14 protein-coding genes are annotated in these 17,019 nt (G+C 67.7%); 8 read left to right on the top strand and 6 right to left on the bottom strand.

Features of this window, described 5'->3' with window-relative positions; all coding sequences use genetic code 11:
* Positions 1 to 275 precede the first annotated feature (275 nt).
* Positions 276 to 1,061, top strand: coding sequence for an IclR family transcriptional regulator (locus tag BKK79_RS19270; protein ID WP_071013474.1), 786 nt, complete (start codon positions 276 to 278; stop codon positions 1,059 to 1,061).
* Between the two features lie 31 nt (positions 1,062 to 1,092).
* On the opposite strand, the gene BKK79_RS19265 is transcribed toward BKK79_RS19270, so the two are convergent.
* Positions 1,093 to 2,037, bottom strand: coding sequence for a helix-turn-helix domain-containing protein (locus BKK79_RS19265; protein ID WP_071038259.1), 945 nt, complete (start codon positions 2,035 to 2,037; stop codon positions 1,093 to 1,095).
* Between the two features lie 87 nt (positions 2,038 to 2,124).
* Between BKK79_RS19265 and BKK79_RS19260 the strand changes: the two genes are divergently transcribed.
* The 3 genes from BKK79_RS19260 to BKK79_RS19250 all read left to right on the top strand — a co-directional run bounded on the left by BKK79_RS19260 (position 2,125) and on the right by BKK79_RS19250 (position 5,979).
* A complete protein-coding gene (locus tag BKK79_RS19260) occupies positions 2,125 to 3,582 on the top strand; it encodes a cytochrome P450 (protein ID WP_071038574.1) in 1,458 nt (485 codons plus the stop codon).
* A gap of 187 nt (positions 3,583 to 3,769) precedes the next feature.
* Positions 3,770 to 4,501 carry a FadR/GntR family transcriptional regulator gene (locus tag BKK79_RS19255; RefSeq protein ID WP_071038258.1) on the top strand — a complete coding sequence of 244 codons (732 nt, stop codon included), beginning with the start codon at positions 3,770 to 3,772 and terminating at the stop codon, positions 4,499 to 4,501.
* A 65-nt stretch (positions 4,502 to 4,566) separates the two neighbouring features.
* Entirely contained in the window at positions 4,567 to 5,979 is a 1,413-nt protein-coding gene (locus BKK79_RS19250) for an FAD-binding oxidoreductase (RefSeq protein WP_071038257.1), read from the top strand.
* Positions 5,980 to 6,064: 85 nt separating this feature from the next.
* Here the strand turns inward: BKK79_RS19250 and pbpG are convergent, their stop codons facing one another.
* From pbpG to BKK79_RS19225, 5 genes are all read right to left on the bottom strand, one after another.
* Entirely contained in the window at positions 6,065 to 7,261 is a 1,197-nt protein-coding gene (pbpG, locus tag BKK79_RS19245; RefSeq protein WP_084084790.1) for a D-alanyl-D-alanine endopeptidase, read from the bottom strand.
* A gap of 279 nt (positions 7,262 to 7,540) precedes the next feature.
* A complete protein-coding gene (locus tag BKK79_RS19240; RefSeq protein ID WP_071038572.1) occupies positions 7,541 to 8,248 on the bottom strand; it encodes a nitroreductase in 708 nt (235 codons plus the stop codon).
* 109 nt (positions 8,249 to 8,357) lie between these two features.
* Positions 8,358 to 8,807: an acyl-CoA thioesterase gene (locus BKK79_RS19235; protein ID WP_071013484.1), complete on the bottom strand. Its 450-nt coding sequence runs from the start codon at positions 8,805 to 8,807 to the stop codon at positions 8,358 to 8,360.
* A 97-nt stretch (positions 8,808 to 8,904) separates the two neighbouring features.
* Positions 8,905 to 9,756, bottom strand: coding sequence for a DMT family transporter (locus BKK79_RS19230; protein ID WP_071038571.1), 852 nt, complete (start codon positions 9,754 to 9,756; stop codon positions 8,905 to 8,907).
* A gap of 53 nt (positions 9,757 to 9,809) precedes the next feature.
* On the bottom strand, positions 9,810 to 10,757 hold the full coding sequence (locus BKK79_RS19225; RefSeq protein ID WP_071038256.1) for a histone deacetylase family protein: 948 nt from the start codon (positions 10,755 to 10,757) through the stop codon (positions 9,810 to 9,812).
* A 350-nt stretch (positions 10,758 to 11,107) separates the two neighbouring features.
* Between BKK79_RS19225 and phaP1 the strand changes: the two genes are divergently transcribed.
* The 4 genes from phaP1 (at position 11,108) to BKK79_RS19205 (ending at position 16,985) form a co-directional block, all read left to right on the top strand.
* Positions 11,108 to 11,683, top strand: a complete 576-nt coding sequence (gene phaP1 / locus BKK79_RS19220; RefSeq protein WP_071013489.1) for a TIGR01841 family phasin PhaP1 — start codon at positions 11,108 to 11,110, stop codon at positions 11,681 to 11,683.
* An 853-nt stretch (positions 11,684 to 12,536) separates the two neighbouring features.
* Positions 12,537 to 13,112, top strand: coding sequence for a fimbrial protein (locus BKK79_RS19215; protein WP_071013492.1), 576 nt, complete (start codon positions 12,537 to 12,539; stop codon positions 13,110 to 13,112).
* A 12-nt stretch (positions 13,113 to 13,124) separates the two neighbouring features.
* The gene (locus BKK79_RS19210) at positions 13,125 to 13,949 is read left to right on the top strand and encodes a fimbria/pilus periplasmic chaperone (RefSeq protein WP_071013495.1); all 825 of its coding nucleotides are present in this window, start codon (positions 13,125 to 13,127) and stop codon (positions 13,947 to 13,949) included.
* Between the two features lie 168 nt (positions 13,950 to 14,117).
* Positions 14,118 to 16,985, top strand: coding sequence for a fimbria/pilus outer membrane usher protein (locus BKK79_RS19205; protein ID WP_071038255.1), 2,868 nt, complete (start codon positions 14,118 to 14,120; stop codon positions 16,983 to 16,985).
* Positions 16,986 to 17,019: the final 34 nt, after the last annotated feature.

Genomic DNA, 17,019 nt, shown 5'->3' with positions numbered 1-17,019 from the left:
AACCCCGCAATTATGCGCCCTGGCGCCTCGACTGGCGCACATGGTGCGGCCACACGCCCGGCTTCGGCAGGGAGCCCGGCGCGGACACTCGATGAATCAACGACTTAGCGCGGCAACGCGGCGGCGCCGCGCCCCCCGGAAAGCGCCCAGGAGCGCGCTTCGGCTAGAGTCTTTCTACTGGGATTGCATTTCACGTATTGAAATTTTCACGATGCGAGATAGAATCACGTAGACGCTTAAAATCTATTGCAGGGCAGCAACGCCCGACTCTCCCCATGTCTGACGCTGACAAATCGCCTGGAAAGACCTCGATCCAGGTTATCGAACGCATGATGACCCTGCTGGACGCCCTCGCCCAGCACGCAGATCCGGTCAGCTTGAAAGAACTGTCTCTGACCACCGGCCTGCACCCCTCGACCGCCCACCGCATCCTCAACGACATGGTGGCCTGCCGCTTCGTCGACCGCTCCGACCCGGGCAGCTATCGGCTCGGCATGCGCCTGCTGGAACTGGGCAACCTCGTCAAAGCCCGGCTCTCGGTACGCGAAGCGGCGCTGGCACCCATGCGCGCGCTGCATCGCGTGACCGGACAGACCGTCAACCTGTCGGTGCGCCAGGGCGACGAGATCGTCTACATCGAACGCGCCTACAGCGAGCGCTCGGGCATGCAGGTGGTGCGCGCCATCGGCGGCCGCGCGCCGCTGCACCTGACCTCGGTCGGCAAGCTGTTCCTGGCGGTCGACGAAGCCGCGCGCGTGCGCAGCTATGCCACGCGCACCGGCCTGGCCGGGCACACCCGTACCTCGATCACCGACCTGCCCAAGCTGGAGCGCGAGCTGAGCTGGGTGCGCAGCAACGGCTATGCGCGCGACAACGAGGAACTGGAGCTGGGCGTGCGCTGCATCGCGGCCGGCATCTATGACGACTCGCGCCGCCTGATCGCCGGCCTGTCGCTGTCGGCGCCGGCCGACCGGCTGCAGGACAGCTGGCTGCAGAACCTGAAGGACACCGCGCTGCAGATCTCGCGCGGCATGGGCTACACGGCCGAGGAAAGCGCCTGAGCGCAAGCGCGGCCCTGGCGCCGCGCAAGCCTCACACCCACAGCCGGTAGATCCAGAAGGACTCGTCCTCCAGGTAGCGCCGCGTGAATTCCGCCGGCGCGAAGCCGGTGATGCGCTTGGTCGCCCGGCTCAGGTGCGCCTGGTCGGCGAAACCCGCCTCGGCAGCCATGTCCGCCCACTCGAACGGCTGTCCGGCGTCGAGGCGGTCGCGCGCGGAGAAGAACAGCTCCTCGGTCCTGACGATTGCCTGCCATTCGCGCAGCGAGCGGCCGCTGTAGGCCTTGACACGGCGCTCGACCTGGCGCGCGCCGTGGGTAAGGCGCCATTGGCGCGCCTGCCAGGCAAGACGCTCGACCCAGTGGCGCCCGGCCTGCCGCAGCACCGTGGCGGCCGAACCGCCCCGCTGCGCCCGCCAGCGCGGCCCCAGGCCGCGCTCCAGCAGGGCCAGCGCGGCCGCGTCATCGGGCGTGGCCGACAGCGCATCGAGCCAACCTTGCCACGCCGGCCCCAGTAAGGCGCGGGCACAGACGAAACGGTCCTGTACTGCGGACGGATCGATGCCGAACAGGAGCCGTGCGGCATCCGGCGTGAAACATGCGATGCCGCCCCGCCCCGTGGTCGGCGCCCAGCTGACGATCGGGCGCGACTGGCTGCCCGACAAGGTCACCGAAGTGCCGAACGGATGCCAGCCCGTCCTGCCCTCGCGGCGCTCCACCAGCCCGGGTTCGATACCCTGGTACCACGACAGGCACACCAGCGGCGACGCGGGGAAGTGCGACAGGCACTGCGCGTCGCTCAAGGCCAGCGCACGCGTGTCGCGGAAGGCCACCGCCACCATGGCACCCTGCAAGGCGGGCGGCGCCGGATACAGGCAGGCTGCCTCGCCCCCCGGCGCGCGCGGCGCGCGCGCAAGCGGATCGGGACACGGCTGTCGAACGGGAATACGGGCCGGAGCGGGCTGGAGCAGTGCTGACATGTCGGCGCAGTATAGGGAGGCCGGCCGTGCGTGTCGATGTCGTTTCCGTTCAAGACCGGACGCGGCACCTTGCCCACAATGCGCCGCATGCCCACCCGCCTGCCCTCCTCCTGCCCCGTCCACGCCAGCGCGCCCTCGCGCCCGGCTTCCCCCGCCCCGCAAGACGCCTGGCCGCCGGGCCCGGCGCCCGGACTGACCGGCTGGGGACTGCTGCGCCACATGTCACGCGACTTGCTCGGTGCTCTGGCCGGGTGGAAGCAGGCCCACGGCGACATCGTCCACCTGGCGATCTGGCCGGAGCACCAGGTCATCGTCAGCGATCCCGAACTGGCGCGTGAGTTGCTCGTGGCCCGTCATGCCGACCTCGTGCGCTGGGAACGCGCCATGCACGTGTTCTCCGGATTGCAGGGCCGCAGCGTGCTCATCGTCGAGGGCGAGGCCTGGCACGGCAAGCGCACGGCGCTGCAGCCGGCCTTCGCGCCACGTCCGGTGCAATCGCTGGTGCCGACCATCGTCGCCGCCTGCGACAAGGCGCTGGCGCAGTGGCCGACCCGGGCGCCGGCCTGGCCCGTCGAGAGCGCGCTGACCGGGCTCGCCATGGACATCATCATGCAGACCCTGTTCTCGAGCGGAATCGGCGACGATGCCCGCCTTGCGGAACACGCCGTCCACGCTGCCCTGGTCGCCGCCGACAAGGAGTTCTACTGGCCGGCAAGCTGGCCCGACTGGATGCCCTGGAAACGACGCAAGCGAAACGCCGTAGCGGCCTTGCGCGCCCTGGTCGAGCGCCATCTGCTGGCGCGCCTGCGCCTGCCGCAGGATGCCTGGCCCGACGACCTGCTGACGCGCCTGCTCGGCCTGCATCGGCAGGATGCCACCGCATGGCCGCTGCAGGCCGTGCGGGACGAGTGCATGACGGCCTTCCTGGCAGGCCATGAGACCAGCGCGGCCACGCTGGCCTGGTGGGCGTGGTGCATGGCCGCGAACCCCGCCGCGCAAGCCACGGCACGCGCGGAAGTGGAGCGCGTGCTGCAGGGACGGGCACCCGGCGCCGATACGCTGCCCGGCTTGACCTACCTGACCCAGACCGTCAAGGAGACGCTGCGGCTGTACCCGACGGCGCCGGTGCTCATCAGCCGCCGCAGCAAGCGTGCGCTGACCCTCGGCCCCTGGACCTTCCCGGAGCGCACCCTGTTCATGCTCCCGGTCCAGTTGATGCACCACGATGCGCGCTGGTTCGACGAACCGCTCGCCTTCCGGCCCGAGCGCTTCGCCGCCGGCGCCCCCGACTTCCCGCGCGGCGCCTACCTGCCGTTCGGCGCCGGCCCGCGGGTCTGCCTCGGGCAGCATCTGGCGATGGCGGAACTGACGGTCGTCGCAGCCATGGTGCTGCAGCGCTTTTCGCTGTCGCTGCCGCCGGACGCGGAGCAGCTCGATACCGTGCTGCACATTACCTTGCGGCCGGCCCAGCCGATGCGGCTGGGAATCGCCCCGGCTGCGGCCACCGCTCCGGCCGCCGCGGCGAGGCCGACTGTGCGCGGGTAGCCGCACCGGCGCCCTCCCGCGGCATGGCCACCGCAAGTCCTCGCACGCCCTCGCACGCCCTCGCAAGCCCTCCACGGCACCCTGGCGGCGGTCCTCTCCCGACACCCCGGGGCCAGCCGGTCATCCATCAATACTAAGTATTAACCCTTAATTATCAGATAAGCTGCAAAGCATATAATCGGCTCCCATGCGTACCCGAGCCGTCACCCTCACCGAACAGGTCACCCAGCAGTTGAGCGCGGAAATCGCCCGCGGCGACTACCCGCTCGGCAGCCGCTTGCCAAGCGGCCGCCAGCTGGCGGAACGCTTCGGCGTCAGCGCCGCCGTGATCCGCGAGGTCACCGAGCACCTGCGTGCGCAGGGGCTGGTGGAAAGCCGCCAGGGTCTGGGCTGCATGGTGCGCGCGCGCACCGGCAGTGCCGGCTTCCGCCTGCCGGCACAACTGGCCGTGGACCGAGAGGAGATGGCCAGCCTCTATGAATTGCGGCTCGAGCTCGAAGGCGCGGCCGCTGCCCTGGCGGCGTTGCGGCGCACGCAGGACGACCTCGACACCTTGTCGGACCTGCTGCAAGGCCTGCGCCAGCGCCTGCTGGAACCGCAGCCGGCCGCCGACCTCGACACCTCCTTTCATATCGCGATCGCCGCCGCCACGCACAACAAGTACTACCAGCAACTGCTGCAGTACCTGAACGTGCAATTGCACGACGCCGTGCGCACCGCGCGCAGCAATACGCTGCGCCAGTCGGGGCTGGCCGAGGCCGTGCACGACGAACACGTGGCCGTGTTCGCCGCCATCGAGGCAGGCGACCCCGTGCGTGCCCGGGCCGCCGCCGAGGCCCATCTGCGCGGCGCGGCCGCCCGCCTCGGCCTGCGGCTGGAAGGCAAGGGCCCATTCCCAGCTGCCCCGGCCCCGGCCTGACGGCGGCGTGCCGGCATGCCGGAACCCTGCATCCGTTTCCCTGAACCCGATCTCCCTGCCTGATCATGCAACCTGACGATTTCCTGCCCCGCCTCGTCGAGGCGCTCGGCCCCGATACGGTGGCCACCCGCCCGGAAGACATCGCCCCCTGGCTCGCCGACTGGCGCGGCCTCTATCGGGGCCAGGCACAGGCGGTGGTACGCCCGCGCCGCGTCGAGGAAGTGTCGCGCGCGCTCGCCCTGTGCCAGCAGGCCGCGGTGCCGGTGGTGCCGCGCGGCGGCAATACCGGACTGTGCGGCGCCGCCACGCCGGATGGCAGCCCCCGCAACGTGGTGCTGAGCCTGGACCGCATGAACGCGATCCGCTCGATCGACACCATCGCCAACACCATGGTGGCCGAGGCCGGCTGCATCCTGGGCAACCTGCGCCGCGCCGCCGAGGCCGAGCACCGGCTGCTGCCGCTGAGCCTGGCGGCGGAAGACTCCTGCCAGATCGGCGGCAACCTCGCCACCAACGCCGGTGGCGTCAATGTGGTCCGCTACGGCATGACGCGCGAACTGGTGCTGGGCATCGAAGCCGTGCTGCCTACCGGTGAGGTGTTCCACGGCCTGCGGGCCTTGCGCAAGGACAATACCGGCTACGACCTCAAGCAATTGCTGATCGGCTCGGAAGGCACGCTGGGCGTCATCACCGCAGCCGCGCTGCGCCTGCTGCCGCGCGCCGACGTGCGCAGCGTGGTGCTGGCCGCCGTGGAGTCCCCGGCGCAGGCCCTGTCGCTGTTCTCGCTGCTCTACGCCCGCTGCGGCGCGCGCCTGCAGGCCTTCGAGTTCTTCACCGGGGACTGCGTGGACCTCGTGCTGGCCCATGCCGAAGGCGTGCAGGAGCCGTTTGCCACGCGTTACCCCGGCTATGTGCTGGTGGAGTTGGCCGACACGACCGACGAGTCCGCGCTCGGCGCCCTGCTCGAGCAAGTAATCGGCACGGCGCTGGATGACGGCTTGTGCCTCGACGCCGCGGTCTCGGCCTCGCTGGCGCAATTGCAGGCCCTGTGGAAGCTGCGCGAAGAGATCTCGGAAGCGCAACGGGCCGACGGCCCCCACCTGAAGCATGACGTCTCGTTGCCGATCGAACGGATCCCGGCCTTCATGGACAGCATGGCGCAGCGGGTGGCCCGGCTCGATCCCGGCATCCGCCCCTTCATCTTCGGCCACTTCGGCGACGGCAACCTGCACTACAACCTCTCGCGCCCGGCCGGCGCCGGCCCCGACTGGGCCACCCGGCACGGCAAGGCGGTCACGGCGGAAGTGATCGACGAAGTGGTGCGCTATGGCGGCAGCATCAGCGCCGAGCACGGCATCGGCCAGCTCAAGCGTGATGACTTCCTGCGCACCAAGGATCCGCTGGAGTTGCGGCTGATGAGCGAGATCAAGCGGGTCTTCGACCCCGCAGGCATCATGAACCCGGGCAAGCTGCTCTGACGCGGTTGCGCCGCACAGGCCGTAAAAAAACAAAGCGCCGGTCGATCGACCGGCGCTTTGTCTTACGTGCACCCGCTGCCCGGGATCAGGTCCCGCGAGGTTGCTGCGACGCCAGCACCGCCTGCGGCGACGTCGGACCCTGGGTCAGATTGGGTGCTCCGGGAAAGGGGCGCGGCTGGATCGACGGCGAGTGCTCCAGCCAGTCGCGCACGCGGGTGGCATCGGCGAAGCGCGACAGCTTGCCGACCGAGTCCAGGAACACCATCACGACATTGCGGCCGTGCACGCGCGCCTGCATCACCAGGCACTGGCCGGCCTCGGAAATGAAGCCCGTCTTCTGCAGGCCGATATCCCAGTTGCCACCGCGCACCAGGCGATTCGTGCTGACATAGTGCAGCGGGCGGCCCAGCACGTTGACCTCGTACTCGGTCTGGGTGGAGAACTCGCGGATGGTCGGGTTGCGGTAGGCCGCATTGACCAGGCGCGCCAGGTCGACCGCGCTGGAGACGTTGCTGCTCGACAGGCCGTTCGAGTCGACGTAGTGCGTGTCGTTCATGCCCAGCTCGCGCGCCTTGCGGTTCATCGCCTGCACGAAGGCAGGCAGGCCGCCCGGATAGTTGCGGCCGAGCGCCGAGGCGGCGCGGTTTTCCGAAGACATCAGCGCCAGCAGCAGCATGTCGTGGCGGCTGAGCTGGGCGCCGAAACGCAGGCGCGAGCCACTGTGCTTCTCGGTATCGCGGTCTTCCTCGGTGATGGTGAGCATCTCATCCATCGGCTGGCGCGCCTCCAGCACCACCGTCGCCGTCATCAGCTTGGTGATCGAGGCGATCGGCAGCACCGCATTGGGGTTCTTCTGGAACAGCACCTCATTGGTGTCCTGGTCCATCACCAGCGCCACGCTGGAACGCAGCGCCAGCGCGTCGGCGGTCTCGCGCAGGCCGAGCGCCTCGCCCATCGAGGGCTTGGCCGGCGTGAAGGCGGTGCGCACCGGCACCGCCTGGCGCTGCGTCACCACGTGACGCTTGCCGTTCTTCAGCACCACCACCTTGCGGGTGGCGCCTTCCGCCTTGGCGGACTTCTTGGCCGCGCCAGCGGCGGCCGTCTTCTTCGTGCTCTTGCTCGTCTTCTTGGCCGTCTTACTGGTCTTGCCGTTCGATCCGGCGTCGGCCGCGTGCGCCACGGGCACGGCGAGCAGGGACGCGGACACCATCACGGCAGTGGCGGCGGAGGACAACGAGGAGAGGCCGAAGAATCTCAGGAATGGGGAATCGGACCGGGACATGATTCGTTCAGCGCATCAGGGATGGCGCCAGTTTAGGAAAAGTTGAAATTGTTAGCAAGATTAGAGACTTACGATCGCTCCTTAAAGTTCGATTTGCAAACATTTCCACGATGCGATAAATGTTATGCAAAAAGCACTCATCGGCCGGATTCCCCAGTCACCCAACGAAACAGGCGATCCACCGGATCGCCTGCGGGACCATGCCCGGAAACGACTCGTCAGCCACAAACACAAGGTGGGAGGCCGGTTACGGCGCTCCCTCGCGATGTCACTGCGGTCTCAACTGAGAAAACGCGCGAACCCGCTGACCGGTTCACGTTCCGTGCTCAATTGATTGGCGATGGCATCCGGATCGGCGTAACCGAGGGACATCCCGCACACCACCATCTCGTCTTCCGTCAGGCGCAGATGATCGCCGATGACGCGATGGAAGCGCGCAAAGGCCGCCTGTGGACAGGTATCCAGCCCGCGCGCCCGCGCCGCGATCATCAGGCTCTGCAGGAACATGCCGTAATCGAGCCAGCTGCCCTGCTCCATGATGCGGTCGATGGTGAAGATCAATCCGACCGGCGCGTCGAAGAAGCGGAAGTTACGCGCATGCTGCTCGTGCATGCGCGCCTTGTCCTCGCGGCTGATCTCCAGCAATTCATAGAGATCCCAGCCCACCTTGCGGCGCCGCGCCAGATAGGGATCGATCCACTCGCGCGGATAGTAGGGATATTCTTCCAGATACTTGCTGTCGCGCTCCGGATCGTCGTAGGCCGCCAGCACATCGGCGCACAGGCGCGCCTTGGCATCGCCGGTCAGCACGTAGACGCGCCAAGGCTGGGAATTGGTACCGGACGGTGCGCGGCTGGCCACGCCGAGGATGTCCTCCACCGTCTCGCGCGGCACCGGGGTATCGAGGAAAGCGCGCACCGAGCGCCGGGTGAGGATGGCCCGGTCGACCGCCGCCACCTCGTCGGGCAGCGGGCCTTGCGGCTCCACGGACCTTGCTTGCTTCAGGACTTGCTTGACGGCTTGCTTCACGGCTGGTTCACCTCGCCGGCCCCTCGCCTTCCCGCCCCGTGCGGCAGGTGCGCCACGGCACCCTGCCTCATGCCGATTCCGCCAGCTCGACCGCCAGCGGCGAGAGTACCCGCCGCAGTGCCTCGGGCAGCGGGACCGGCCGGCGCGACGCGCGGTCGACGTAGACATGGACGAAGTGTCCCTGCGCCGCCGCCGTCTCCGCCTCGCCGCGGAACAGCCCCACCTCGTAGCGCACACTGGTATTTCCCAGGCGTGCCACGCGCAGCCCGGCCACCACGGTATCGGGAAAGCTAAGTGAGTCGAAGTAGTTGCATTGTGTTTCGATGACCAGGCCGATGGTCTCGCCCGCGGCCGGGTCCAGCACTCCTTGCTCGATCAGGTAGCGGTTCACCACCGTATCGAAGTAGCTGTAGTAGACGACGTTGTTGACGTGGCCATAGACATCATTGTCCATCCAGCGCGTGGTGATGGGAAGGAAATGACGATAGGCGCTGCGGGGTTCTGCTTGCGGTTTCATGGCTCGCGCTCGGTCAGGTTCAGCGAATGGACGAGTGGATGGGATGGGCCGGAAAATCGGCCCGGGAGACGGCGAAGTCTCCCGAAGGCGGCGGCGCTCAACGGCGCATGACGAGGGCTACCCCCGCCACCGCCAAGGCCATGCCCAGCGCTGCCAGCGGCGGGAAACGCTCGCCGAACAACAGCCAGGCCATCACCGCCGTGGTGGGCGGCGTCAGGTACATCAGGCTGGACACGCGCGTGGCAGCACCTTGCCGCAGCAGGACGAAGAGCAGCGAGATAGCGCCGATCGACAAGGCAAGCACCGACCATAGCAGTGCACACACCATCGCCGCGGTCCAGTGCACCTCACGTGTCTCGAACAGGAACATGAACGGCAGGCAGGCCAGCGCCGATGCCGCGAACTGGATCACCGAACCGATGCGCAAGTCGAACACCGGGCAATAACGCTTCTGGTACAGCGTGCCGATGGTGATGCACAGCAAGGCGCCCAGCGCCAGCAGCAGCGACGCCGGTGACATGCCGGCCACCGTCAGCTTGTTGGCCACCACCAGCCCGACGCCGGCGATGCCGCACAGCAGCCCAAGCCATTGCCGGGCACCGATGCGCTCGCCCAGCCGCGTGGCGATCAGCGCGGTCAGCACCGGCTGCATGCCCACGATCAGCGCCGACACGCCGGCCGGCATGCCCAGCTTGACCGCGGCCCAGACCCCGCCCAGGTAGCCAGCCTGCAGGAACAGGCCGGCCAGGGCCAGATGGCCGACCTTGCGCCAGTCGGTACGTCCCTGGCGTTGCGGCAGCGGCACCCGCGCAAGCAGCACGAAGGGAAGCATGAAGACCAGCACGCCGGCGAAGCGCAGGAACAGGAAGGTCATGGGCTCGGCATAAGGCATGCCGTACTTGGCAACGATGAAGCCGGTGCTCCAGATCAGCACGAACAGCCATGGCATGCAGGCCACCCACAGCCGGGAGCCGCCGGCACGCGTACCCGCCGCCGCGCCGCTCACGCCGCCGCTCCTGCCACGCGCGCCGTCGCGGCTGCGCCGCGCAGCGGATGGCGTAACTGATACTGCGCCGCCAGTACCACGGTCTGCACATGGACGGCCACCGTGTCCTCGATCTGCCGGCCATAGCCGCCCGCCATCGCCACGGCCACCGGCAGACGGCGCGCCAGCGCATAGTCGAAGACCAGGGCATCGCGCCGGGCCAGGCCGCCCAGGGTGAGTTTGAGCCGGCCGAGCCGGTCGCCCTCATGCGGATCCGCACCGGCCAGGTAGATGATCAGTTGCGGCGAGAAGCGCTGCGACAGCGTTTCGATCGCCTGCTGCAGCGCCTGCAGGTAGGCTTCGTCGCCGCAGCCGTCGGGCAGGCCCACGTCCAGGTCGCTGGCCTCCTTGCGGAAGGGGTAGTTCTTCTCCCCGTGCAAGGACAGCGTGAAAATGCTCGGGTCGCCGGCCAGGATGGAGGCCGTGCCGTTGCCCTGGTGCACGTCGAGGTCGACCACCGCTACGCGTGCGACGCGGCCCTCCGCCTGCAGCGCCCGTGCCGCGATGGCGGCATCGTTGAAGACGCAGAAGCCGCCGCCCTTGTCGGCATAGGCGTGATGGGTGCCGCCGGCCAGGTTGACCGCGATGCCGTCGGCCAGCGCCGCCCTGCACGCGGCGATCGACGCACCGGCGGAGCGCCGCGAGCGCTCCACCATTTCGACCGACCAAGGGAAACCGATCTCGCGCTGGCGCGCTGCATCGAGTTGCCCGGCCGATACCTGCCGCACATAGTCGGCAGTGTGGGCGCGCAGCAAGTCTGCATCGTCCGCCCGCGGCGCCTCGCACAGCTCCAGCCCGGTTACCGAGGCCGCCACGCCGTCGCGCAGCATGCGGTACTTCCGCATCGGGAAGCGGTGGTCCGGCGGCAGCGGCAAGACGAACTCGTCGGCGTAGTAGGCAAGCATGGCTCGGGCAGGCGGGGCAGCGGGGCAAGCGCGGCAGGCAGTCGCCACGCGAAGCCGAGATGTTAGCACTGCTCCCCGCCCCCCACCGGCGCGGGGGTTGCAGGCGTACGAGGCGGCACTTTTCCTCGACATGCACCCTCTTTTTTGTGCGATGCACAAAAAGCGCTTGACAGCCTCCGCGCTTCCCCTAGAATAGGAATTGTTGCAGCGCATCATCCTCGATCGAAGCGGGTGAGTGCTGCGGACGAATACGCCTGGGCTTGGCTTTACGACAGGTTCCACCTGTCACCGCTATGACATCTGGGCGGCCTAACGTTGCTTGAATCTGAACCCACCACTGGAGACTCAGCATGATCCTGACCCCGGAACAAGTTGCAGCTGCACAAAAAGCCAATCTGGAAACCCTGTTCGGCCTGACCACCAAGGCGTTCGAAGGCGTCGAGAAGCTGGTTGAACTGAACCTGCAGGTCGTCAAGACCACCTTCGCCGAAAACGTCGACAACGCCAAGAAGGCGCTGTCCGCCAAGGACGCGCAGGAACTGCTGGCCATCCAGGCTTCGCTGGTCCAGCCCGTCGCCGAGAAGGCCCTGGCCTACACCCGTCACCTGTATGAAATCGCCTCGGAAACCCAGGGCGAGTTCACCAAGGTCGCCGAAGCCCAACTGGCCGAAGGCTCGAAGAAGGTGCAAGCCCTGGTCGACAACTTCGCCAAGAACGCGCCGGCCGGCTCCGAATCGACCGTCGCCATCGTGAAATCCGCGATCAGCGCCGCCAACAACGCCTACGAGTCGGTGCAGAAGGCCACCAAGCAAGCCGTGGAAATCGCCGAAAGCAATTTCCAAGCTGCCGCCAGCGCTGCCAGCAAGGCTGCCCAGCAAGCCGGCGCCACCGCCCGCTCGGCTGCCAAGAAGCCCGCTGCCGCCTAAGTCAGGCAAAGCAGCACCGCCGCCGGCCCTGCCGGCGGCGGTCCGGCCGGCCTCGCCGGCCCGTTGGCAAAGCGCCCCTGCCACAGCAGCGCGCTTTGCCAACGGCGGTCCGATCGGACCCCTCCCCTTGTCTCCTCGGTATCCGCCTTGCGTAACGCAACGGTACTTGCGTAACGCAACGGTACCCTTGAACCCGGCAACACGCCGGGTTTTTTTCGTCCCCCCTCCTTGCATCCGACTGCCCGCCTTCCAGCTTGACCGCAGGCATTCCTGACGGCCGATTGTCTTGGCCGTTAATTGCGCAAGGATGCCGCCAATACTATCCCGTTTCACCCGGCCACCGCTCTGCCGGCAAGCCTGCGGCCCGGCCGCCCCCATCGACCTCTGCCATCGACCAGCCGCGCCATGCCGCCTGCTGTGTACGTCCTTCACCGGCCGGCTGTTTCACGGCCATATGCAATGGCCTGCCACCGGATAAGAAAAAACCCACCCAAGACAATCAAATCAAATCGGACAGATCACAGAAAAACCCATGACAAGGGGAAATATCCACCATTAATCGCGGAATAAATATCAAACAAGATAAAAGATACAAAAAGGAGAATTAAGAAAAACAAATATCGGATAAATACTATCCAAATTTCGCATTATTACTAGACCTAAGCCGCGCCGGAGCCATTAAAGTAGTCCCTGCAGATGCCTGAGAGATCACGTTCAGGCGCATGCACGCCTTCCACGGCGTCCCCGGCGGTAAAGCAGAAAGCCTCCACCGGATACCCAACCGCTCCCGTGCCCCCGGATTTTCAAAAACGTGCTGGAGCGATTTTTCAAATCATTGAAAAGGACCTTAAAAATGAAACGTATCGCCCTCGCCTCGCTCGTCGCCCTGGCGGCCGGCCTGCCCACGCTGTCGCATGCCTTCGACGGCAGGATCCAGTTCTCGGGCAAGATTTTCGACACCACCTGCAAGATCAACCCCAGCGATACCGACAAGCTCGTGGAGTTTCCCCAGCTCAAGCCTGCCGATTTCGACACCAACGGCAGACCGGCAAACACGCTCCTGTCGCCGACGGAATTCAGCATCCAGCTGTCCAATTGCACCTTCAGCGCAGGCTCCACCCCCAAGGCCAAGATCAAGTTCGACGATCTCGGCGCCCTGGTGGATCGCAACAACGGCGGCCTGATGAACCTGACCGGTACTGACTACGCGGAGAACGTCCAGGTCAACCTTTACGGCGATAGTGCCGGCACCCAGAAACTGATGCTGGGAAGCAATCCGGCCACGCCGTCCTTCGCCATCGACTCGGCCACGAACTCGGTGACGCTGAAGTACTACGCCAACCTGGTCCGCCAGGATACGACCGGCCCCGCCGGCGTGCGGCCCGGCATCTACAACTCGCAGATCCGCTACCAGATCGCCTACGAATAAGGAGGGCGAGACATGGCGCCGGCGATGCGCAGCATCCTCTTCCTCCTGGCCGCCGGTGCCATGGCGCTGGCGGCCCCGGTTCAGGCCAGCCTGGTCCTGCAGGGCACGCGCCTGGTCTTTCCCGGCAATGCCCGCGACGTATCGCTGCAGATCCAGAACAGCGGCAACGCACCCGCCCTGATGCAGACCTGGATCGACGACGGGCGCGCGGACCTGCCGCCGGATCGCGTGACCACGCCATTCATGGTCACGCCGGCAGTCAGCCGTGTCGAACCCGACAGCGGCGCCGTCCTGCGCATCAGCCGGCTGCGAGACGACCTGCCCCAGGACCGCGAGTCCGTCTATTGGATCAACGTGGTCGACGTTCCGCCCACGCCGAAGACCACGCAGAGGGACTTCGTGCTTCTGTCCTTCCGCACCCGCATCAAGCTGTTCTACCGTCCGGCACCGCTGGTCACGCGGGAAGTCTCGGTTGCAGGCGACCGGCTGACTTGGACGCTGCTGCCAGCCCCGGCGCACGCCGGTCAGCCGCCCTCGGGACGGGCCGCGCAGCAGATCGAGGTTTCCAATCCCACGCCTTATTACGTCTCCTTCAGTGCTGTAGAGGCCAAGGTCGGCGACAAGGTGGTGGATGCCGGCGGCGGCATGGTCGCCCCGTTCAGCCAGTTGCGCTTCGATCTTCACGACAACCTGCCTCGCACCGCTGAACGGCCAGCCGTCCGTTACCACGTGATCACCGACTTCGGCGGTACGCACACGCTGGAGAAGTTCCTCGATTCTCCGCCTGCGGTGACGCCGTCCCCGGTGGCGCCTCCCCCGATGACGCCATCGCGCTAGGCGCTCGCGCTGCCCTCCTCAACCCGCTGCCAAGGGGTGCGGAGGCGACGCCGCCCGTCAGTACTCGCTCGTTCCATGCGCAATCAACCCACATCTCGCTTCCCGCCAACCCGCATGCCTCGTTCGTCCCGGCACGGGCGGACGCGTTCTGCAACGCACAGCCCCATCATGCTGGCGGTCGGCCTGATGCTGCCCTCCTTCGCGCTGGGTGCCGGCCAAACGGGTGCCGGCATTGGCATGCTGCTGGAGCAGGCGCGTGCCAGCGACCCGGACAAGGCCACCGGCCCGGCGTCGAGCGAGGCCGACAGCAACGCACCGCCGGCCGCCCCTGCCAGCGCGCAGGCGTCGGCGGCGGCAGACGCCAAAGGCGCCAGCAGCGCACAAGAGGTGCCAGCCCGCACGCCGCTACACGCGGCAGAAGCAGTGGTCTTCGATAGCGCCTTCCTGGTCCAGGGCTCCGACGGCCAGCAGATCGACACCGCGCGCTTCGCGCGCGGCAATCCGGTCGAGCCCGGAAAACATCGCCTCGACCTGATGGTCAACGGGCAGTGGCGCGGATTGGAAGACGTGGAGTTCCGCCGCGCGTCGGATCGAGCCGAGGCTGAGCCCGTCCCCTGCTTCAGCCGCGAATTGCTGGCCCGGGCCGGCGTGGACCTGGACAAGGCCGCGCGCGGCCAGGACCAGCTGGGCAATACCCAGATGCCCGAGGGCCTGGTGTGCGCGCCGCTCTCCGACTATGTGCCAGGGGCCGAGGTGCGCCTCGACCAGGGCGAGCAGAAGCTCTACCTCACGGTGCCGCGCATCTTCCTGCGCAGCGGCAGCTCGCCCACCTATGTCGCCCCCGAGAACTGGGACCAGGGCATCCCGGGCGCGCGGCTCAACTACCACACCAACCTGTTCACGACCCAGGCCAACGGCAGCAGCCAGACCAGCGGCTATGCCGGCCTGGACATGGGAGTGAACATCGGCAGCGTACGCCTGCGCCACAGCGGCACCGTCGCCTGGTCGCCGCAAAGCGGCCTGGACTACCAGCGCGGCCTGACCTATGCCCAGACCGATCTCCCACCCTTGCGTTCGCAGCTGCTGCTCGGCGAAAGCACCACGGGCGCCGAATTCTTCGACCCCGTCTCCTTCCGCGGCGTGCGCCTGAGCAGCGATGACCGCATGCTGCCCGACATCTATCGCAGCTACGCGCCCGTGGTGCGCGGCACGGCGAACTCGAACGCAAAGGTCACCATCCACCAGCGCGGCTACCAGATCTACGAAACCACGGTCGCGCCCGGGCCATTCGCCATCGACGACCTGCAGGCGGCCAGCTACGGCGGCGACCTGGAAGTGCGCGTCACCGAGGCCGGCGGACAGGTGCATACGTTCACCGTTCCCTTCGCCACGGCGGTGCAGATGCTGCGCCCCGGCGCCCACCGCTTCAGCGCGACCCTGGGCCAGACCAACGACCCCAGCCTGAGCCATCGGCAGTTCCTGTTGCAGGGGGTCTACCAATACGGCCTCGACAACGACCTGACCGTCTACGGCGGCGCCTCGCTGACCAACGGCTACCAGTCCGCGCTGGCCGGGGCCGCCATCAATACCCCCGTCGGCGCATTCACCGCCGACGTCACCGCATCGAATACCAGCCCGCCTGGAGGGAGAAGCCACCGCGGGACGAGCTATCGCCTGACCTACAGCAAGAACCTGCCGCAGGCCGGTACCGACTTCTCCCTGCTGGCCTACCGCTATGCCACCCCGGGCTACCTCGGCCTGTCCGACGCAGTGGCGATGCGCGACCGGGCTGACCGCGGCATCAGCTTCGGCAGCACGACGCGCATGCGCACCCGGCTCGACGCCAACATCAGCCAGCGCCTCGGCAATACCGGCGGCAGCATCTACCTGACCGGCTCGTCGATGCAGTACTGGAACCAGCCCGGGACCGTGCTTTCTTTCGCGGCGGGCTACAGCAACAGCTGGCGCGGCATCACCTACAGCGTGTCCGCCCAGCGGCTGACGACCCAGTCCCTCGCCTCGTCGGCCGGCAACCGCACCAATACCCTGATCAGCGTCAATCTCAACATCCCGCTCGGACGCGAAGTGGGCGGCGCGCCGACGCTGAGCCTCTTCACCACCCACGACGACCGCGCCGGCACGCAAGGCATGCTGGGTGCCAGCGATACTTTCGGCCAGTTGAGCCAGGGCTACTACAACCTGTCGCTCTCGGGCGACAGCAGCAGCAATCGCGCGACCGCCAACGCCAGCGTCAGCTACCGCCTGTCCAGCGCCGATGTCGGCGCCAGCGTGTCCTGGGGCAACGGCTCGCGCCAGGGCTCGCTGAGCGCATCCGGCGGCGTGGTCGCGCACCCTGGCGGCGTCACGCTGGCACGCTCGCTGGGCGAGACCATCGCGCTGGTCCATGCCCCCCACGCCGAAGGCGCGCGCACCACCTCGCAGACCGAGATCGATCGGCACGGCTACGCCGTGGTCACGGCATTGTCGCCCTACCGCCTCAATACCATCGAGCTCGATCCCAGCGGCATGTCGCAGGACGTCGAACTCAAGCAGAGTGCGCGCAGCGTGGCGCCCCGCGCAGGCGCTATCGTCCGCCTCGACTACCCCACACAGCGTGCCTTCCCGATCCTGATCGACAGCCGCCAGCCGGACGGCAGGCCGCTGCCCTTCGCCGCCACGGCGGTCGACGCCCGCAGCGGAGCCGTGATCGGCGCAGTGGGCCAGGGCAGCCGGCTGGTGGTCCGCACCGATCAGGAGCGCGGCAGCATCCTCGTCCAGTGGGGCGGACAGCAGTGCCAGATCGACTATGCGCTGCCGGCCAGCGACGGCGCGCGGCAGCGCGGCTTCCAGCAGTTCGAGCTGCCCTGCCGTCTGCTCCCCGCGGCACGGCCCGCCGCACCGGACCGCAGCGGCACGGGAGGCGCCGGCGAACAGGCGGACTGGACGCGCCGCGAAGCCTACGGAGCCGACCAGGCATCCGCCGCCGGCCGGCATTTCGCGACGCCTTGGCGTGCCACCGGCTCCGTCACATGGTGAGCCCGGCGGCGCACTCGCGTATCCCCCCATCCGG

The organism is Cupriavidus sp. USMAA2-4, from assembly GCF_001854305.1.
GTDB classification, from domain to species: domain Bacteria; phylum Pseudomonadota; class Gammaproteobacteria; order Burkholderiales; family Burkholderiaceae; genus Cupriavidus; species Cupriavidus malaysiensis.
This window is presented reverse-complemented; position numbering and strand designations above follow the sequence as displayed.